This window comes from Streptomyces sp. BJ20 (assembly GCF_022869105.1).
Lineage (GTDB): Bacteria > Actinomycetota > Actinomycetes > Streptomycetales > Streptomycetaceae > Streptomyces > Streptomyces griseoincarnatus.
In genome coordinates, this window is record NZ_CP094918.1 from 6601334 (window position 1) to 6621133 (window position 19800).

The following is a 19800-nucleotide window of genomic DNA, read 5'->3' on the forward strand; positions in this document are numbered from 1 at the left end:
CAACAGCGTGCCCGACACAGCCAGTTGCCCAGATCAGCGTTCCACGCCCCGAAGGGGCAGTACTAGCGCCTGGTCCATCCTGGACCGTGCCGAGTAGTCAACGTTCCACCCATGAGCAACCAGTGCGAGACGTTCGCTCGCATGCTGGCCTCTGGACTGCCGAGGCAGCCTAGAAGTGCTCCTTAGAAAGGAGGTGATCCAGCCGCACCTTCCGGTACGGCTACCTTGTTACGACTTCGTCCCAATCGCCAGTCCCACCTTCGACAGCTCCCTCCCACAAGGGGTTGGGCCACCGGCTTCGGGTGTTACCGACTTTCGTGACGTGACGGGCGGTGTGTACAAGGCCCGGGAACGTATTCACCGCAGCAATGCTGATCTGCGATTACTAGCGACTCCGACTTCATAGGGTCGAGTTGCAGACCCCAATCCGAACTGAGACCGGCTTTTTGAGATTCGCTCCACCTCGCGATATCGCAGCTCATTGTACCGGCCATTGTAGCACGTGTGCAGCCCAAGACATAAGGGGCATGATGACTTGACGTCGTCCCCACCTTCCTCCGAGTTGACCCCGGCGGTCTCCCGTGAGTCCCCAGCACCACAAGGGCCTGCTGGCAACACGGGACAAGGGTTGCGCTCGTTGCGGGACTTAACCCAACATCTCACGACACGAGCTGACGACAGCCATGCACCACCTGTACACCGACCACAAGGGGGGCACCATCTCTGATGCTTTCCGGTGTATGTCAAGCCTTGGTAAGGTTCTTCGCGTTGCGTCGAATTAAGCCACATGCTCCGCCGCTTGTGCGGGCCCCCGTCAATTCCTTTGAGTTTTAGCCTTGCGGCCGTACTCCCCAGGCGGGGCACTTAATGCGTTAGCTGCGGCACGGACGACGTGGAATGTCGCCCACACCTAGTGCCCACCGTTTACGGCGTGGACTACCAGGGTATCTAATCCTGTTCGCTCCCCACGCTTTCGCTCCTCAGCGTCAGTATCGGCCCAGAGATCCGCCTTCGCCACCGGTGTTCCTCCTGATATCTGCGCATTTCACCGCTACACCAGGAATTCCGATCTCCCCTACCGAACTCTAGCCTGCCCGTATCGACTGCAGACCCGGGGTTAAGCCCCGGGCTTTCACAACCGACGTGACAAGCCGCCTACGAGCTCTTTACGCCCAATAATTCCGGACAACGCTCGCGCCCTACGTATTACCGCGGCTGCTGGCACGTAGTTAGCCGGCGCTTCTTCTGCAGGTACCGTCACTTTCGCTTCTTCCCTGCTGAAAGAGGTTTACAACCCGAAGGCCGTCATCCCTCACGCGGCGTCGCTGCATCAGGCTTTCGCCCATTGTGCAATATTCCCCACTGCTGCCTCCCGTAGGAGTCTGGGCCGTGTCTCAGTCCCAGTGTGGCCGGTCGCCCTCTCAGGCCGGCTACCCGTCGTCGCCTTGGTGAGCCATTACCTCACCAACAAGCTGATAGGCCGCGGGCTCATCCTGCACCGCCGGAGCTTTCGAACCGCTTGGATGCCCAAGCGGGTCAGTATCCGGTATTAGACCCCGTTTCCAGGGCTTGTCCCAGAGTGCAGGGCAGATTGCCCACGTGTTACTCACCCGTTCGCCACTAATCCCCTCCCGAAGGAGGTTCATCGTTCGACTTGCATGTGTTAAGCACGCCGCCAGCGTTCGTCCTGAGCCAGGATCAAACTCTCCGTGAATGTTTACCCGACAGTGCTTAATTAAAAGCGCGGGTGCACACATCACGAGAGCGGAACATCGGGAGGAATAATCCCGACGTTCACAGCGTCCTCGCTGTGTTTTTTCAAAGGAACCTCGACCATCCGAAACCGGATGGACGGGGTATCAACATATCTGGCGTTGACTTTTGGCACGCTGTTGAGTTCTCAAGGAACGGACGCTTCCTTCGTACTCACCCTCTCGGGCTTTCCTCCGGGCGCTTCCCTTCGGTCTTGCGTTTCCGACTCTATCAGATCTTTCCGATCCGATTTCCTCGGTGCTTTCCAGGTCAACGCTCTCGCGCTTTCCTTTCCGGCGGATCCGACTTTATCAGAAGTTCCGGGGCGGATTGACCGGCCTCGAATTCCGACTTATCGGGGGGTGCTTCCGCGGAATCTGCGTCCCGGCGGGAAGCCAGTAGATGTTCACCGTCGCCTTCCGGGTCAGAACCCATCTCCAGGCAACTGTTCTAATCTACCTCCCCACCGGCACCGCGTCAACGGCTCCCGTGGGGCGAAGAGGACACTAGCAGCTCACCGGGGCCGGTCGCACATCAGGCGGCCGTGGGCACGGTGGCGCTTCGCTCGGACTCCTCCAAGTCACCGGTGGCGCCCGCGCGGGCCGCGCGTCCGCCGAGGATGTAGACGTACGCCAGGAAGGCCAGCTCCGCGACGACGCCGATGGTGATGCGGGCCCAGGTGGGCAGGCCCGACGGGGTGACGAAGCCTTCGATGGCGCCGGAGACGAACAGGACCAGAGCCAGGCCGATCGCCATGGCGAGGGCGGCGCGGCCCTCCTCCGCCAGGGCGGTGCGGCGGGTGCGGGGGCCCGGGTCGACGACGGTCCAGCCGAGCCGCAGTCCCGTGCCGGCGGCGACGAAGACCGCGGTGAGTTCCAGCAGGCCGTGCGGCAGGACCAGGCCGAGGAAGGTGTCGAGGCGGCCGGCGGAGGACATCAGGCCGAAGCCGACGCCCAGATTGAGCATGTTCTGGAAGAGGATCCACAGGACCGGCAGGCCGAGGAACACCCCGAGGATGAGGCACAGCGCGGCGGCCCACGCGTTGTTCGTCCATACCTGCGCGGCGAACGAGGTGGCCGGGTTGCTGGAGTAGTACGTCTCGTACTGGCCGCCGGGGCGGGTCATCTCGCGGAGTTCCGCGGGCGCCGCTATGGAGGCCTGGACCTCGGGGTGCGTGCCTATCCACCAGCCGAGCAGCGCGGCCACGGCCGTGGAGATCAGCGCCGTCGGCACCCACCAGTGACGCGCGCGGTACACGGCCGCGGGGAAACCGTGGGTCAGGAAGTGCGTGACATCGCGCCAGGACGCCCGGCGGGTGCCCGTCACGGCGCTGCGCGCGCGGGCGACCAGCCGGCTGAGCCGACCGGTGAGCTGAGGATCGGGGGCGGCCGACTGGATCACCGAGAGGTGGGTGGCGGCGCGCTGGTACAGGGTGACGAGTTCGTCGGCCTCCGCTCCGGTGAGCCGGCGGCGTCGTGCGAGCAGGGCGTCGAGACGGTCCCACTCCGCTCGATGGGCGGAGACGAAGACGTCGAGGTCCATCGGTGTCCCTGCTCCTCGGCTGTTCGTACTGCGGTGCGATGTGCCATCAGCTTGGCAGACTGGCGGTGTTCGGGGCAGACCCAGGGAGAGGCGGCGGGCGTGAGTGAGCTGGTGACGGGCGAGGCGGTGGCGTTGGAACTGCGCCCCGCGAAGCTGCCCAGCAGGGGGCTGGCCGTGCTGCTGGACCTGGCGGCGGCCGTGACCGTCTACATCCTGGTGACCCTCGGCCTGGTGGCGGCGACGGCCTCGCTGGACGAGGCGGCGCGGACAGCGGTGTCGATCGCGACGTTCGTCCTGGTGCTGGTGGGCGGGCCGATCCTGGTGGAGACGCTGACCCATGGGCGGTCACTCGGAAAGCTGGCGTGCGGGCTGCGGGTGGTGCGGGACGACGGCGGGCCGATCCGGTTCCGGCACGCGCTGGTGCGGGGACTGCTCGGGGTGATCGAGATCCTGATGACATTCGGAGTCGTGGCCTGCGTCGCCTCGCTGGTGTCGGCGCGCGGCAGGCGGCTGGGGGACGTGTTCGCGGGGACGCTGGTGGTGCGGGAGCGGATACCGGCGGCCGGGCAGGGCGCTTTCGTGCCGCCGCCTCCGCCGTGGCTGGCGGGACGCTTCTCCGGGCTCGACCTGTCGGCGGTGCCCGACGATCTGTGGCTCGCCGTCCGTCAGTACCTGACGCGGATGCGGCAGCTCGATCCGCAGGTCGGCTGGTCGATGGCGGAGCGGCTGGCGTCGGACGTGGCCGGGCGGACCGGGGCGCCGGTGCCTCCGGGGGTGCCGCCCGCCATGTATCTGGCGGCGGTGCTGCAGGAGCGGCAGACGCGAGAGGCGCAGCGGACGTTCGGCGGCGGGGGCTCCCCGGCTGCTCCCGCTCCCACAGGTGCGGGCGGGCCGGTGCTGTCGCCGCCCGCCGTTCCTCCCGCCCCCGTGCCTCCGCCGGTGCCGCCGGTCGGGCCTGCCTCGAGCAGTGAGGCCGCCGGTGGCGGCGCGTCGGCCGAGCGGCCCGCGACGGGCTTCGCGCCGCCCGCCTGACCGCCGCCGGAGACGGCGCTGCCTCAGCCGAGGTCCGAAGGCGGTGACTCCAGGTCCTCCAGCTCGACTCCGGGCGCGGACAGGACGACGTCGCCGGCCAGGTGCACCGTGTGCTGTTCGCCCGTGTCCAGGGCCGTGACCTGGTACGCGTCCACAGTCAGAGGGCCGTTGTCAGTGGCGTGTGTTTCTCTGTCGACCAGCGCCCAGGACTGGTCCACGGTACGGGGGGCGAGGACCGGGCCGGTGAAGGCGACGAGGCGTACGCGGGTGGCCGCGGCGGAGGGGGTGAGGCGCAGGAGACGGGCGGTGGCGACGAGGAAGGCGGGGGACGAGCCGGTGAAGGCGTGGGCGCGCACATTGCCTTCGGTGGCGTGGGTTCCGGTGGGGTCGGTGCGGACCCAGGTGACGCCGTCGAGGGCGGCGCCGCGGACCTGCCAGCTCGCGGCGTGCAGTTCGAGGCGGAGGGGGCGGCCGAGGGCGTCGAGGGTGAGGTCTACCGAGCCCGTGTGATCGCCGTCGGGGGCGGTGAGCTGGGAGACGTAGCGCCAGCCGGAGGGGCCGGGGGCGCACTGGAAGTGTTCGTCCGCGAGGGGGGCGTGATCGTGCGGGTCATGGAGCGAATAGCGGCCGCGGGGCATGGAGGTCCTGGGTCGTGAGGGCGGGGCCGGTCGCCGGTCCGACAACGGGGCAGGCCCCCGGCACGGGGGTGCGGGGGCCTGCCTCGGGGCTCGGGCTCGGTGAGGAGCGGCCGGCTCAGTAGCGGTAGTGGTCGGACTTGTACGGGCCTTCCACCTTCACGCCGATGTAGTCGGCCTGGTCCTGGCGGAGCGTGGTGAGCTTGACGCCGAGCGCGTCCAGGTGGAGGCGGGCGACCTTCTCGTCGAGGTGCTTGGGCAGCACGTAGACGCCGGTCGGGTACTCGTCGGGCTTGGTGAACAGCTCGATCTGGGCCAGGGTCTGGTCCGCGAAGGAGTTGGACATCACGAACGACGGGTGGCCGGTGGCGTTGCCCAGGTTCAGCAGGCGGCCCTCGGACAGCACGATGATCTTCTTGCCGTCGGGGAACGTCCAGGTGTGGACCTGCGGCTTGATCTCGTCCTTGACGATGCCCGGGACCTTCGCCAGGCCGGCCATGTCAATCTCGTTGTCGAAGTGGCCGATGTTCCCCACGATCGCCTGGTGCTTCATCCTGGCCATGTCGCCGGCCATGATGATGTCCTTGTTGCCGGTCGTGGTGACGAAGATGTCGGCCGTCTCGACGACCTCGTCGAGCGTGGTGACCTGGTAGCCGTCCATCGCCGCCTGCAGTGCGCAGATCGGGTCGATCTCGGTGATGATCACGCGGGCGCCCTGGCCGCGCAGCGACTCCGCGCAGCCCTTGCCGACGTCGCCGTAGCCGCACACCACGGCGGTCTTGCCGCCGATCAGCGTGTCGGTGGCGCGGTTGATGCCGTCGACCAGGGAGTGGCGGCAGCCGTACTTGTTGTCGAACTTCGACTTCGTCACGGCGTCGTTCACGTTGATCGCCGGGAACAGCAGGGTGCCGTCACGCTGCATCTCGTACAGGCGGTGGACGCCGGTCGTGGTCTCCTCCGTCACACCGCGGATCTCGGAGGACAGCTGGGTCCACTTCTGCGGGTTCTCGGCGAGGGTGCGGTTGAGGAGCTCCAGGATGACCCGGTGCTCGTCGGACTCGGCGGTGTCCGGGGAGGGCGCCTTGCCGTCCTTCTCGTACTCCACGCCCTTGTGGACGAGGAGGGTGGCGTCGCCGCCGTCGTCGAGGATCATGTTCGGGCCGCCGGTGGGGCTGTCCGGCCAAGTCAGCGCCTGCTCGGTGCACCACCAGTATTCGTCCAGCGTCTCGCCCTTCCAGGCGAAGACGGGGACGCCCTGCGGGTTGTCGGGCGTGCCGTTCGGACCGACGGCGATGGCGGCCGCGGCGTGGTCCTGGGTGGAGAAGATGTTGCAGGACGCCCAGCGGACCTCCGCGCCGAGCGCGACCAGGGTCTCGATGAGGACGGCGGTCTGCACGGTCATGTGCAGGGAGCCGGTGATCCGGGCGCCGGCCAGGGGCTGAGCGTCGGCGTACTCCTTGCGGATCGCCATCAGGCCGGGCATCTCGTGCTCGGCGAGGGTGATCTCCTTGCGGCCGAACTCGGCCAGGGACAGATCGGCGACCTTGAAGTCCTGTCGGTTGTCGACAGTCGTCATTACGGGCTGCTCCTCGGGTTGGGTCGAGGTGGGTACGGCTGGTCTGCGCGGCGGCGGACACAGGAGTGCCCGAGGAGGGCACAGGCATGCCCGCGTACGCGCAGCGCAGTCCGTCGGAGGCCCTCTCTCCCTCGGCCGGTCCGTGGTGGGACCGCCCGACCGCCATCAGCAGCGACGTCTGGCTCCGTCCCAAGCTACACCGACCCGCCCGGCGGTCCCCAGTCCCGCCGCGAACACATCAGGCCGTTCTGGGGCCGCGGTGCGGTCCCGGAACGGCCTGACGGCGGTGTCGGGGTGGGTCAGTGCGCCTCGTCCGGCTGGGCGGGGCCGCCGGGCGAGGCCTCGGGGTCGGAGCCCTTGGCGGCCTCGGCCTCGCTGTAGATGTCGGGCTCGAGGTAGATCACCCGGGCGATGGGCACGGCGTCGCGGATGCGGACCTCGGCGGCGTCGATGGCGGTGGCGATCTCCGCGGCGGTCTCGTCGTGCCGGACGGCGATCTTGGCGGCGACCAGCAGTTCCTCCGGGCCGAGGTGGAGGGTGCGCATGTGGATGATGCGGGTGACGGTGTCGCCGTCGACGACGGCGGCCTCGATCTTGCGGGTCTCCTCGGCGCCCGCGGCCTCACCGAGCAGCAGCGACTTGGTCTCGGCGGCGAGCACCAGGGCGATCAGGATGAGCAGGACGCCGATGCAGAGGGTGCCGATGCCGTCCCAGACGCTGTCGCCGGTGGCGAGCGCCAGGCCGACACCGCCGAGGGCGAGGAACAGACCGACGAGGGCGCCGAGGTCCTCCAGCAGGACGACCGGCAGCTCGGGCGCCTTCGCGTGGCGGACGAACTCCTTCCAGGAGCGGCGGCCGCGCAGGGCGTTGGACTCCTTGATGGCGGTGCGGAAGGAGAAGCTCTCGGCGATGATCGCGAAGACCAGCACGCCGACCGGCCAGTACCAGTGCTCCAGCTCGTGCGGGTGCTTGATCTTCTCGTAGCCCTCGTAGAGGGCGAACATGCCGCCGACCGAGAACAGCACGATGGAGACGAGGAAGGCGTAGATGTACCGCTCGCGGCCGTAGCCGAAGGGGTGCTCGGGGGTGGCCTTGCGCTGTGCCTTCTTGCCGCCGACGAGCAGCAGTGCCTGGTTGCCGGAGTCGGCGACCGAGTGCACGGACTCGGCGAGCATCGACGAGGAGCCGCTGAAGACGAACGCCACGAACTTCGCTACCGCGATCGCGAGGTTGGCGACGAGTGCCGCCACGATCGCCTTGGTGCCGCCTGACGCGCTCATGTGTCCGCGTTGTCCCTTCGTATGCCGTGGAGGTCCGGGCAGGCGTGTGCGCCCGCCGCCGGGCCGTGGTCCGTGCTGTGACGGTGCGCCATTGTTGCAGCACTGCCCGGCGACGCCGCGTCAGGTCCTGGTCATGGCCCGCTCAGAGGACGACGGTGGCCCGGAAGACGGTTCCGGTACCCGAGACCTCGGCCTTCTCACCCGCGGGGACGAAGACGGAGTGTCCGGCGGTCAGGTCGTGCTCACCCCCGGCCCGGACGGCGCCCGCGGTGCACAGCAGGATCTGCGGTGCGTCGAGGGTGAGGTCGTGGGCGGGGGCACCCTCGGGGAGGACGTAGCGGGAGAGCCGGAACTCGTCGGTGGGGGTCTCGTAGACCTCCTCGTCGTCCGGGCCGGCCTCCGGGCGGAGCACGCCGGGGTCGGCGGCCTCGAAACGGACGATGCGCAGCAGTTCGGGGACGTCGACGTGCTTGGGGGTGAGGCCGCAGCGCAGGACGTTGTCGGAGTTGGCCATGATCTCGACGCCGAGGCCGTCGAGGTAGGCGTGCGGGACGCCGGCGCCGAGGTACAGGGCCTCGCCGGGCTGGAGCCGGACGTGGTTGAGGAGCATCGCGGCGATGACGCCGGGGTCGCCCGGGTAGTGGTGGGCGATGCCGGCGTAGGGGGCGTGGTCGCCGCCGAGGCGATCGCAGGCGGCGGCCGTCTCCGTGACGGTGTGGGCCATCTCGTCGGGGTCGGCGGTGAGGACGGCGGTGAGCACCTCGCGCAGGGCCGCCTCCTCGGGGCGGGCGTGCAGCAGGTCGACGTACGGCTTGAGGGAGTCCACGCCGAGGCCGTCGAGGAGTTCGGCGGCGCGCAGCGGGTCGCGGAAGCCGCACAGGCCCTCGAACTCGGTGAGGGCGCAGATCAGTTCGGGCTTGTGGTTGGCGTCCTTGTAGTTGCGGTGCGGGGCGGTGACGGGGACGCCCCGGCGCTCCTCGTCCTCGTAGCCCGCCTGCGCCTGGGTCCGGTCGGGGTGGACCTGGAGGGACAGCGGGGAGCCGGCGGCGAGCAGTTTGAGCAGGAACGGCAGGCGGGGCCCGAACTTGGCGACCGTGGCGGCGCCGAGCTCGCGCTCCGGGTCGGCGTCGACGACCTCGGCGAGGGTGCCCCGGCCGGTGCGTGAGGGGGCGCCGGGGTGGGCGCCCATCCACATCTCCGCCTGCGGTTCGCCGGTCGGCTCGGTGCCGAGCAGCCGCGGGATGGCGGTGGTGGAGCCCCAGGCGTAGGGGCGGACGGTGTTGTCGAGGCGGTCCATGGGGCTCTTCGCGTTCCTTCTGCCGGTTCTCGTGCGGGCGCGCGGGGCCGGGCGTCCGCGCGGGGGTCAGGGGGCCTTCGGCATCATCGGGGTGCCGAGGCGAGCGCCAGGTAAACGGCGGCGAAATCGGTGACGGCGATCAGTTCCGCGAGCGTCTCCAGTTCGCCGCCCTCCTCCGGTTCCAGCTCGCTGATCGGGGTGTCGTGGGTGAGGGCCAGCTCGCGGGCCGCGGGGGCGGCGGTGAGGCCGCCGAGGGGCCGGTCGCGGAGCAGCACCACGCGCGCGTGCAGGGCGGGCGGCTCCTCCACGCGGTCGCGGAAGAAGTCGTCCAGGTCGGCGCCGGCGGCGAGCGGTCCGGCGAGCAGGGCGCTGTGCGCGGCGAGGGCCTCGGGCAGTTCGGCGACGACGGCGGGGGTGCCGGACAGCTCGGCGAGTGCGGCGGCGAAACGCCGTCCCGCGGGTCCGGCCGAGACGCCCTCGGTCCACACGACGGGCAGCGCGTCGGCGAGTTCGGCGGCGAGGGTCTTGGCCGCGTTGCTGTACGTGAGGACGGCCGGCCCGCAGCGTTCGGCGACGGCGTCGAGGCGGTCGGCGACCTTCTGCAGGGCGTCCGGCGGCGCGGTGAGCAGACCGGTGCGGTCGAGCAGGGCGAGCAGCGGGGTGAACAGCGCCCACAGCATGCCGGGCGCGGAGGCGGCGAGGGGTTCGTCGTGGTCGTAGGGGGCGACGGCCATGGGGACGAACAGGCCGTGGCTGCCGGAGACGGACTCGGCGAGCGGAGTGCCGGCGGGGGCGACGGCGACGACGGTGAGGCCGCGCCGGTAGGCCTGCTCGGACAGCAGGGACAGGCCCGGCTCGGTGCCGTCCGGGGTGGCGATCAGCAGCAGGTCCACGGACCCGGCCCAGCCCGGCAGTTCCCAGCGCAGGGCGCCCGCGGCGGGCGCGACGCCGGTGGGGGCGAGTCGGGTGACGGGGCTGCCGGCGCCGGCCAGGGTGCCGAGCAGGTCGGCGGTCTGGGTGGCGGCGGCTCCGGGCCCGGCGATGAGCACGGCACGGGGGCGGCCGTCGGGCTTCAGGTCCCCCACGCCCGCCTCGGCGGCGTGCCGTGCCGCGGTGCGGACGCGGGCCCCGGCCTCGGCGGCGCCGCGGAGCAGGGCGCGGTGGTCGGCCTCGGCGAGGCCCTCCGGTGAGTCGAGCAGCGTTTCGTCGAGCATGGGCGACTGGCTCCGATCGGCGGGGCGGTACGCGGGGGCTCCGGGCGCGCGGGGCGGCTACTCCGGGCGGCGGGCCTCGTCGACGAGGAGGACGGGGATGCCGTCGCGGACCGGGTAGGCGAGCCCGCAGTCCTGGCCGGTGCAGACCAGCTCGGCGTCCCGCTCCTCGAGGGGGGAGTGGCAGGCCGGGCAGGCCAGGATCTCCAGGAGGCCGGCTTCGAGAGGCATGTGGGTCCCTTCACTGGTGGATGTGCTGGTCAGGGTACCGCCGGTTGGGGGCCGCGCGGCGGGTCCGGGGCGGTACGCCCGGGACCCGCCGCCCCGGCTCCGGAGGGTTCGGCGACTACTGCCTGATCAGGGCGAGGGCCTCGTCGCGGACGCGGATCATGGTGGCCTCGTCGCGGGCCTCGGCGTTCAGCCGCAGCAGGGGCTCGGTGTTGCTGGGGCGGACGTTGAACCACCAGTCGGCGGCGGAGACGGTGAGGCCGTCCAGGTCGTCGAGGGTGACGCCCTCGCGGCCCTCGTAGGCGGCGCGGATAGCGGCGAGGCGGGCGGCCTGGTCGTCGACGGTGGAGTTGATCTCGCCGGAGCCGGCGTAGCGGTCGTACTGGTCGACGAGCGCGGACAGGGTGCCCTGCTGCTCGCCGAGCGCGGCGAGGACGTGCAGGGCGGCCAGCATGCCGGTGTCGGCGTTCCAGAAGTCGCGGAAGTAGTAGTGGGCGGAGTGCTCGCCGCCGAAGATGGCGCCGGTCCTGGCCATCTCCGCCTTGATGAAGGAGTGGCCCACGCGGGTGCGTTCGGGGGTGCCGCCGTTCTCCCGGACGACCTCGGGCACGGACCGGGAGGTGATCAGGTTGTGGATGACGGTGCCCGTGCCGCCGTTGCGCGCGAGTTCGCGGGCGGCGACCAGGGCGGTGACGGCGGAGGGGGAGACCGGTTCGCCGCGCTCGTCGACGACGAAGCAGCGGTCGGCGTCGCCGTCGAAGGCGAGGCCGAGGTCGGCGCCCTCCTCGCGGACCCGCTTCCGCAGGTCGACGAGGTTGGCAGGGTCCAGCGGGTTGGCCTCGTGGTTGGGGAAGGTGCCGTCGAGCTCGAAGTACATCGGGACGAGCGTGAGCGGCAGTCCGGCGAGGACGGTGGGGACGGTGTGGCCGCCCATGCCGTTGCCGGCGTCGACGACGACCTTCAGCGGGCGGATGCCGGTGAGGTCGACGAGGGAGCGCAGGTGGGCCGCGTAGTCCTCGAGGGTGTCGCGGCGGGTGACCGTCCCGGTGGTGGCGGCCGGTTCCGGCGCGCCCGTGTCGCTCCACTCCTCGACGAGGGCGCGGATGCCGGCGAGGCCGGTGTCCTGGCCGACGGGGGCGGCGCCGGCGCGGCACAGCTTGATGCCGTTGTACCGCGCCGGGTTGTGCGAGGCGGTGAACATCGCGCCGGGCAGGTCCAGCGCGCCCGAGGCGTAGTACAGCTGGTCGGTGGAGCAGAGGCCGATCTCGGTGACGTCGGCGCCCTGGCCGGCCGCGCCGCGGGCGAAGGCGGCGGACAGGCCCGGGGACGAGGGGCGCATGTCGTGGCCGGTGACGACGGCGGTCGCGGAGGTCACCCGCACGAAGGCGGCCCCGAAGAGCTCGGCGAGCGCCTCGTCCCACTGGTCGGGGACGACCCCGCGCACGTCGTACGCCTTCACGATCTGCGAGAGATCAGCAGCCACGGCCAGCCCTTCCGGAAGTCCTGTCGGTCACCACAAACTACCCGTAGCGTCCGGCACGGCCGTCGCGGAGGTTCACGGCAGCATCCAGCCGAGCACCGCCGTGCTCTGGCCCACCACGATCAGGCATCACGAGCAGCAGGCCGCGGCTCCAGGGCAGCACCTTGGGCAGCAGGTCGCCCTCGTGGCCCGCGAGTCCGACGGCCGCGGAGCGCGCCGCTCAGTTGTCCGGGGAGCGCAGAACCCGCAGGTGGCCGCGGCGGGCGACCTCCATCGGGTCGGCGCCGCGCGCGCCGCCGCCGGCTCCGGCCGCCCGCTCCTGGGGGCGGGCCGCCTCACGCACGGCGTTGGCGAGCGCTTCCAGGTCGTCCCCGCTGGGCTGCGCCGGGGCGGACCCGTCGAGCAGGCGGACGACCTCCCAGCCACGCGGCGCGGTGAGGCGCTCGGAGTGCTCGGCGCACAGGTCGTAGCAGTGGGGTTCGGCGTACGTGGCGAGCGGGCCGAGGACCGCGGTCGAGTCGGCGTAGACGTACGTCAGCGTCGCGACGGCGGGACGGCCGCAGGCGGTGCGCGAACAGCGACGTACAGGGCTCACGACGTTGGACGGTACCGCACTCTTGAGCGGGCCGCGACGACTCTCCACCAGGTCACTCCCCCGTGTCGGAGTGTGAAACGCCCCACATACCCCAGGAAACACACCTCTGTGACCAGGCGGTACGCCGGAACGGCGGCTTTCGGCCGGTTCTGGTTGCGGTCACCACTCGGCATAAACACCGTCAAATGCCTTGAGGTGATCGGTCCAGGAGAGATACGGAATCGAGCCCAACCTTGGCTGGAATGGTCAGGTTGTGACATGGCGCGCGGGTCGGCCGGAACGCGCGTGGGCGTGGGGCGGCGCGGCGGCACGACGACTACCCTTCGCAGTGATGGACAGCCCCGTGACTTCTCGCTCCGCAGCCCCCGGACCCCGACGCCGTGACCGCCACGGCCGGGGCATGCGCGGCCCGATCGCACCGCCCCAGGTGCCGCTGGCCGCCAGCCGCGCGGAGACGTTCGCGGATCTGGTGCAGGACTCGGTGGAGCGGCTGGAGCGGCGCTGGCCGCAGCTCGCCGACATCGATTTCCTGGTGCACGACGTCCCTCAGCTGGACGGCGCGGCCGGACCCGGCTGGGACGAGACGGTCCCGCTGGGCGGGACGGTGACGGCACGCGACGGCCGCCCCGCGCGCGTGGTGATCTACCGGCGGCCGGTCGAGATCCGCTCCAAGGGGCGCGACGAGCGGGCGGCGCTGGTCCACGAGGTCGTCGTCGAACAGGTCGCCGACCTGCTGGGACTCACCCCCGAAACGGTCGACCCCCGGTACGGCGAGGACTGACGTACCGGGGGCTTCGTACGGCTGCCGCCGGAGGACGGCTACCGCTGGAGGACGGCTACCGCCGGAGGACCGCTACCGCTGGAGGACGGACAGGTCCTCGGACGCGTCCGGCACCGCCACCATGCCCCGGTCGTCCGGGAGCGGCTGCACCGTGAAGTACGGGACACCGCCCTCCGTCGAGGCCAGGGTGCGCGAGGCGTATACGGGACCGCCGGACCGCGTCTCGACCGTCAGCGCGTAGCTGCCCTTCAGCCCCGCGGGCACCGGCGCCTCGATGTCCTGCGTCGTCCCCGACTTGATGCTGTACGTCTTCGTCTGCGGCGTGCCGCCCTTGGTGCCCGCGGAGGCCGTCACCTTGATCTCGGCTCCACCCTCGGGCGCGGTGACCGACAGGGTGGTGCCCTCGGCGGTGTTGTCCAGCGCCGTCGCCCGGGTCTCGATCAGGCGCGCGGCCGGGATGAACGCCGACTCCTGCTTGCCCTCCTCGCCGCGCAGCACCCGCACGGCCGCAACGACCGGCACCGAGCCGTCCGGCGCCGTCAGCACGAGGGAACCCGCCTCGCCGCGGGTGAGCTCACCCAGGTCGAAGGCCGCGGTCATGCCGCCCTTGAGGTGCAGCGTCTCGTTGCCGGCCGGGGTGATCAGACCGGACGGGGCGGCGAGCCGCACCTTCAGGTCGACGTCGGCGTCCCCGGGCGTGAACGCGACCAGGCGCACGGCCTTGGCGTCCTTCGGGATGCCGGGCAGGACCAGACGGCCCGACGGGTCGGCCGACGCGGGCAGCCAGTCGCCGCCCGTCTCGTCGTCCAGGGCCTGCACGGCGGCGCCCACCCGGCCGCTGCGCACCACCACGTGCACGGTGACGTCGGTCTGCTTCTCGGCGGTGAGCGTGGACAGCAGCACCGGCTCCGCGGAGCGGGGCCTGACCGTGATGCCCTCCCCCACCGTCGTCTCCAGCTCACCGTCCTTGCCGTACAGCTCGATGTCGACCACGGCCGCGGAGTCGTCCGGGTTGGTCAGGTGGATGTAGTCGGTGCGGCTGTCGTCCGTGCTGGCGCCGGGGAACCAGAACTGCGTGTCGGCGGCGGAGCAGGCGACGCCCTGGAGACCGCGGCCGGTGCCCGCGGCGACCTCCGTGGTCTGCTGCGCGGTCCAGCCGGACGCGAAGCGGCCGTCGGCGGTGCCGACCAGGGCGGGAGCGTCGGCGCCGTCGGCCTCTGCGGTCACCGGCTTGCCGGGCTCCTCGAGCTGGAGGACGGGCCGGTCGGCCTTGTCGTCCTTCGCGGCGTCCTTGTCGCCCTTCTCGGTCTCCTCACCCTTCTCGGTCGTCTCGCCGTCCTTCTCGTCCTCGCCCTCGGCGTCCTCTCCCTCGTCCGGGGCCGACTGCTGCGCGGCCGACCGGAGCACGGCCGTGCCCTTGTCGTCCGCGCCCTCCGTGACCGGGGTGAACGAGGTGTACGTCGTCTCGGCCAGGTCGGAGGTGCTGGGCCGCGGGCACAGCAGGCCGGTGCGCTCCACGGGCAGGGTGGCCGCCGCCCCGGTCCGCTGTCCGGCGGCCTCGGGGTCGGGCGCCGAGACCGCGGCGAAGCCGGTGACGGCCGCGAGCGCGGTGGCGCCGGCGATCAGGGACAGGGTGGTGCGGTTCACTGCTGGCTCCCGTCAGGACGCTCGTTGCCCGTGCCGTGGGGGTCGTACGGGGTGTCGTAGCCCTGCGGATACGTCGTCCCGTCGTATCCCTGCGGGTACGTCTGGTCGTAGCCCTGCTGCGGGGCGCCGTAGCCGTACGGGTCGTACGCGCCGTCCTGCTGCGGGTAGCCCTCCGCCGGGTACTGCTGTCCGCCGTAGCCGTCCGCCGGGTACTGCTGCTGGTAGGGCGTGGCCGCGTAGGCGTTCTCGTCGTAGCCCGCGTTCTGGTACTGGCTCTGGTCCCAGTCGCCGTAGTCGGCCTGGTGCGGGACGGACGCCGGCGGGTGCTCCGGCGGGGCGGGCATGTCGGCCTCCGGTTCGGGGCGGGGCTCGCCCGGCCCTTCCGGAGCGCCGTCGTCCGGCCCGTCGGCCGCCGCGGCGGCGGCCTCCGCCTCGGCCTGGGCGCGCAGGCGGCGGGCGCGGCGGCCCTCGCCGGCCACGGCCTCGGCGGGGACGGGCTCCTCCTCGGGCAGGTCGTCGTCGACGTCACGGCTGCGGCCGGGCAGCGCCATGACCACGAGGACCACGGCGAGCAGACCCTGCGCCCACATCCACAGGGTGTGGGTGAACGGCTCGTCGTAGGTGACGTCCAGGCGCCCGCCGGACGCGGGCAGTTCGAAGCCCTGGGCCCAGCCGTCGACCGTGGTCGGGGTGAGCGCCTTGCCGTCGAGGGTGGCGGTCCAGCCCTCCGCGGCGGAGTCGGCCAGGCGCAGGACGCGGCCCTCCGCGCCGTCCTCGATGTCGGTGTGGATCTCGACCGGGCCCGCGGCCACGGGCTCCGGCTCGCCCTCGCCCTCGGCGGGCACGACGGCCGCGCGGGCCACCTGCCGGTCCACCCTCCACAGCGCGCCGCCCGCCTGCTGGCTGAGCCGGCTCAGGCCGGGTGTGGCGTCCAGCACCCGGGTGACCTCGCGCGGGGCGCCCTGGTGCACCAGGACGTAGCGGACGGCGAAGCCGCCGAGCTGGTCGGCCTGGTCGGCGCCGGAGCCGGCGACGAGGTTGGCGACGACCTTGTCGAGCAGTTCGTTCTCGCCGTCCTGGGCGGCGATCTCCGCGTCACCCATACGGGCCCCGGAGCCGCGCACCAGGACGTAGTCGACGCGGTCGGCTGAGTCGGTGTGGAGGACCAGGGTGCGGGCCTGGTCGCGGGTGGCGCTCTCCTCGGCGACGAAGGCCGGCACCTGCACCGGGTCCCGCCTCTCGACGGGACCGTCGGCGCCGCGGACCATCCAGCCGACGGCGAGCACCAGCGGGCCGACGGCGCAGGCCAGGGCGATCAGCGCGGCGACCGGCTGGCGCCAGCCGAAGCTCTGCTCGGCGACGCGCGAGCGGGCGCCGTCCGCGCCCAGCGTGCCGGCGGCCAGCAGGGCGATGCCGTAGACGAGGGTGGCGGGGCCCGCCCAGGCGGAGCCGTTGGACAGGGCGGCGAAGACGAGGCCCACCAGGGCGGCCGTCCACGCGGTGAGGATCGCCGTGCGACGCTCGGCGCGCAGCAGGGCGGCCAGCGCGGCGAGGACCAGGCCGATCAGCAGCAGCCCGCCGCCGGTGCCGGGCCCGCCGGGGCTCACGCCGAGCAGGTCGGGCGCGGACGCGGCCGACGCGCCGAACGGCAGTCCGGCCTCCTGGAAGAAGCCGAACGGCAGCAGGGACAGCGACCAGGGGGCGAGGACCAGCAGGGGGCTGCCGAACTGCGCCAGGAAGCGGGGGGCGTAGGTCTTGAGGTCGGCCCTGCGCAGGGCCAGCACGCCGATGCCGAGGACCAGCGCCATCGGCCACACGATCGGGGTGAAGGCCGTGGTGAGGGTGAGCAGCAGCGCGTACGCCCAGGTGGCACGCCAGCTGCCGCGGCCGTCGGGGGCGGTGAGGCCGCTCGCGGCGATGCCGGCGCGGGCGAGGAGGGGCAGCAGCACGGCGAGCACGGCCGTGCCGATGTGTCCCGAGGCCAGGGCGCCGGTCACGGCGGGCAGGAAGGCGTAGGCGACGGCCGCCCAGGCGCGCAGCAGCCGGGACTCGACGAGCGGGCGGGAGGCGAAGTACGCGGTGAAGCCCGCCAGCGGTACCGAGCAGACGAGCATCACGGTGACGGCGAGGCCGGTGGAGCCGAGCAGCAGGGTCGCCAGCGCCGCGACGATCGCCAGGTAGGGCGGCGCGGTGCCGGTGCCGCCGGCCCCGACCGCGTGCCAGGCGTCGGTGTAGCGGGCCCAGAGGTCGCCCGCTGCGGCGGGCACGGGCAGCAGGGCGCCGCCGGCCAGTGCGCCGCCGCCGAGGAGCTGACGGCACGCCACCAGCGAGACCAGCAGCAGCGTCAGGAAGAGGACCGGCCCCGGTCGGCGGGCGATGCGCTTGAGGCGGGCGAACTGCTCGATCTCGAGGAAGTCGGCGTCGTCGCCGCCGGGTCCGGACTCGATCGCGCTGCCGTGCCGTCCGGCGCCGGAGGCGGCCTCGGGGTCGGAGCGGCCGACGAGGTTGCCCGCGACCTGCTCCACGGTGACGCGGACGGTCGCGCCGGGCGGCGGGAACAGCGGGCGCAGCTCGCCCTTGTCGACCTGGGGGCTGCCGCGGTCGCGGCGTCCGGCGAGGATGCGCTCGGGGCGCAGCAGGACGCCCATGAGGCCGCGGATCTCGTCGACGGCCTGGCCGGGGGCCTTGCCGACCAGGTAGGCGAGGGTGCGCAGCAGCGTGCCGAGGACGACCCGGAGCAGCACCCAGGGCAGGGCGGCGGTGCGGGCGTTGACGAGGAGGGTGTGGACGGCGCCGGCCTTGTCCACCTTGTGCGGGGAGGCGGCGGTGCGGCCCACGCAGTCGACGGTGCGGCGCTCGCGGGAGGCCGCCTCGGCGTGCCGGACGACCGCCTCGGGCGCGACGAGGACCCGGTAGCCGGCGGCGTTGAGCCGCCAGCACAGGTCGACGTCGTCACGCATGAGGGGCAGGTGCCGGTCGAAGCCGCCGAGCTGCTCGAAGAGGTCGCGGCGGACGAGCATGCCCGCGGTGGACACGCTCAGCACGGGCCGTACGTGGTCGTGCTGGCCCTGGTCCTGCTCGCGGCGGTCCAGGCCCGTCCAGCGGCGGCCGGAGTTGGCGATGGAGACGCCGACCTCGAGCAGCTGCCTGCGGTCGTACCAGCCGCGGAGCTTGGGGCCGACGACGGCCACGTCCTCGCGGCCGAGCTCGTACTCGTTCTCCACGACGCGCAGCATCTCCGCCAGCGCGTCGGGCTCGGGCGCGCAGTCGTCGTGCAGCAGCCACAGCCACTCGACCGGTTCGCCGTACGGCAGTTCGGGCAGGTCGTAGGCGTCGTCGCGCCAGCTGCGGGTGACCGGGTCCCAGCTGCTCGGCCGCTTCAGGTACGGCAGGTCGTCGGGGGTGAGGTGCGCGGCGCCGCGGTGACATTCCTCGACGGCCTGGCCGAAGCCGGTGCGCCGGGCGAGGTGCAGGACGCGGTCGTCGCCGAGGGCCTCGGCGACCAGCCGGGCGGAGTCGTCGGCGCTGCCGGTGTCGGCGGCCATGACGGACTGGACGGGGCGCTCCTGGCCGAGCAGGCCGGCCAGCGCCTCCGGCAGCCAGCGGGCGCCGTCGTGGGAGACGAGGACCGCGGTCACCACGTGACGCGGGAACTCAGGTGCGGCAGCGGAATCCTGACGGGCTGCCGTGTGGCTGTGCACGGACATCGAGGTACGGGCCCCGGTTCGGTGGACTGTGGGGACGCCCGTGCCCGATGGGGGCGGCGGGGCGTCTCGGACGAGCGACCACACTATCGGCTGCACAACAAGGGGGCCCGCCGCCTGTGGACAACCCACCGGCGACGGGCCTTAAGTGACGTTTGTACGAGAAAGCGTGCGCAAAGCGGGAGTGCGCCAGGCGGCGCCGGGGGAGCCGCGCGTCAGACGGCGGCCTTCTTGAGGCGGCGGCGCTCCCGCTCGGACAGACCGCCCCAGATGCCGAAGCGTTCGTCGTGCGCGAGGGCGTACTCGAGGCACTCGGAGCGGACCTCGCAGGCGAGGCAGACCTTCTTGGCCTCCCGGGTGGAGCCGCCCTTCTCGGGAAAGAAGGACTCGGGGTCGGTCTGGGCGCACAGCGCGCGCTCCTGCCAGCCGAGTTCCTCGTCCGCGTCGTCGACCAGCAGTTGCTGCACCAGCTCGGTCATGTGCGCCCCTCGTCCGTCTTTCGCGTCCCCGTGATGTGGCCGTTACCGATTCCGGCTGAACGACACGAGTGAAATTACAAGTGTGCTGCTCCGGGCGAGTCAAGCCGAGATCTGCTATTGGGCCCCTTATTCACTCTGCGGAACCAAGGCCGAGCGGAAAGTGTTCAAATCACCCTAAACCTTGACACACAGACGAGACCCCGAGGGAGTCCGGCCCCGCACAGAGCCTCATGAGGGAGGACGCCCAGAGGATCGATCCCGTTCCGACACCCCTCGCCGCGGCGATCCGGATCACAGTCGGATCACGAGATCGCAACGGCGCGCGGGGCGCCCGGCCGTGCGCACCTTGTGTCCCGGCAACCGACTGAGCAAACCTTTCACCTGCCAGATAGACCGGATGAGGTGAACCCGATCCCACATACCGGGCGTCGAGTTGACTTCGGTGGTGTGAACCGCTCTCCTTGTGGGCATGCTCGCGAATCCGGCACTCACCTCGACCCGCTCCGCCGGGTTCCTCGGTGCTGCCCGCGCTCGCTGTAGCTGTCGCCGTACCGGCTGTTG

At 71.8% G+C, this 19800-nt stretch carries 14 protein-coding genes and 1 rRNA gene; 2 read left to right on the forward strand and 13 right to left on the reverse strand.

Annotated features, from left to right (window positions below; genetic code table 11):
- Positions 1-186: 186 nt before the first annotated feature.
- Positions 187-1714: ribosomal RNA gene (locus MTR79_RS29685) — 16S ribosomal RNA — on the reverse strand.
- Positions 1715-2286: 572 nt separating this feature from the next.
- Positions 2287-3294, reverse strand: a complete 1008-nt coding sequence (locus tag MTR79_RS29690; RefSeq protein ID WP_189365387.1) for a stage II sporulation protein M — start codon at positions 3292-3294, stop codon at positions 2287-2289.
- 99 nt (positions 3295-3393) lie between these two features.
- Between MTR79_RS29690 and MTR79_RS29695 the strand changes: the two genes are divergently transcribed.
- Positions 3394-4326 (forward strand): RDD family protein, encoded by a 933-nt coding sequence (locus tag MTR79_RS29695; RefSeq protein ID WP_216715868.1) that lies wholly within the window; start codon positions 3394-3396, stop codon positions 4324-4326.
- Between the two features lie 23 nt (positions 4327-4349).
- Here MTR79_RS29695 and MTR79_RS29700 read toward each other — a convergent pair whose 3' ends face one another.
- The 8 genes from MTR79_RS29700 to MTR79_RS29735 all read right to left on the reverse strand — a co-directional run bounded on the left by MTR79_RS29700 (position 4350) and on the right by MTR79_RS29735 (position 12676).
- The gene (locus MTR79_RS29700; RefSeq protein WP_086702485.1) at positions 4350-4964 is read right to left on the reverse strand and encodes a hypothetical protein; all 615 of its coding nucleotides are present in this window, start codon (positions 4962-4964) and stop codon (positions 4350-4352) included.
- 115 nt (positions 4965-5079) lie between these two features.
- A complete protein-coding gene (gene ahcY / locus MTR79_RS29705; protein ID WP_244792449.1) occupies positions 5080-6537 on the reverse strand; it encodes an adenosylhomocysteinase in 1458 nt (485 codons plus the stop codon).
- Positions 6538-6836: 299 nt separating this feature from the next.
- Complete coding sequence (locus MTR79_RS29710) at positions 6837-7817, reverse strand: cation diffusion facilitator family transporter (protein WP_086703223.1); 981 nt, start codon at positions 7815-7817, stop codon at positions 6837-6839.
- 142 nt (positions 7818-7959) lie between these two features.
- Entirely contained in the window at positions 7960-9114 is a 1155-nt protein-coding gene (manA, locus tag MTR79_RS29715) for a mannose-6-phosphate isomerase, class I (RefSeq protein WP_086703222.1), read from the reverse strand.
- A gap of 83 nt (positions 9115-9197) precedes the next feature.
- Entirely contained in the window at positions 9198-10328 is a 1131-nt protein-coding gene (locus MTR79_RS29720) for an SIS domain-containing protein (protein WP_189366764.1), read from the reverse strand.
- 57 nt (positions 10329-10385) lie between these two features.
- Positions 10386-10556, reverse strand: a complete 171-nt coding sequence (locus MTR79_RS29725; protein WP_078895079.1) for a Trm112 family protein — start codon at positions 10554-10556, stop codon at positions 10386-10388.
- Between the two features lie 115 nt (positions 10557-10671).
- Positions 10672-12036: a phosphomannomutase/phosphoglucomutase gene (locus MTR79_RS29730; RefSeq protein WP_086703219.1), complete on the reverse strand. Its 1365-nt coding sequence runs from the start codon at positions 12034-12036 to the stop codon at positions 10672-10674.
- A 217-nt stretch (positions 12037-12253) separates the two neighbouring features.
- A complete protein-coding gene (locus tag MTR79_RS29735; protein WP_006134663.1) occupies positions 12254-12676 on the reverse strand; it encodes a DUF3499 domain-containing protein in 423 nt (140 codons plus the stop codon).
- A gap of 352 nt (positions 12677-13028) precedes the next feature.
- On the opposite strand from MTR79_RS29735, the gene MTR79_RS29740 reads away from it, so the two are divergent.
- Positions 13029-13409, forward strand: coding sequence for a metallopeptidase family protein (locus MTR79_RS29740; protein ID WP_086703218.1), 381 nt, complete (start codon positions 13029-13031; stop codon positions 13407-13409).
- 72 nt (positions 13410-13481) lie between these two features.
- On the opposite strand, the gene MTR79_RS29745 is transcribed toward MTR79_RS29740, so the two are convergent.
- The 3 genes from MTR79_RS29745 to MTR79_RS29755 all read right to left on the reverse strand — a co-directional run bounded on the left by MTR79_RS29745 (position 13482) and on the right by MTR79_RS29755 (position 19239).
- Positions 13482-15056: a DUF5719 family protein gene (locus MTR79_RS29745; RefSeq protein ID WP_189366765.1), complete on the reverse strand. Its 1575-nt coding sequence runs from the start codon at positions 15054-15056 to the stop codon at positions 13482-13484.
- Positions 15053-18697 carry a glycosyltransferase gene (locus tag MTR79_RS29750; RefSeq protein ID WP_189366766.1) on the reverse strand — a complete coding sequence of 1215 codons (3645 nt, stop codon included), beginning with the start codon at positions 18695-18697 and terminating at the stop codon, positions 15053-15055. Before MTR79_RS29750 ends, MTR79_RS29745 begins: the two co-directional genes overlap by 4 nt.
- A 278-nt stretch (positions 18698-18975) precedes the next feature.
- Positions 18976-19239, reverse strand: coding sequence for a WhiB family transcriptional regulator (locus tag MTR79_RS29755; RefSeq protein WP_006134669.1), 264 nt, complete (start codon positions 19237-19239; stop codon positions 18976-18978).
- Positions 19240-19800 lie beyond the last annotated feature (561 nt).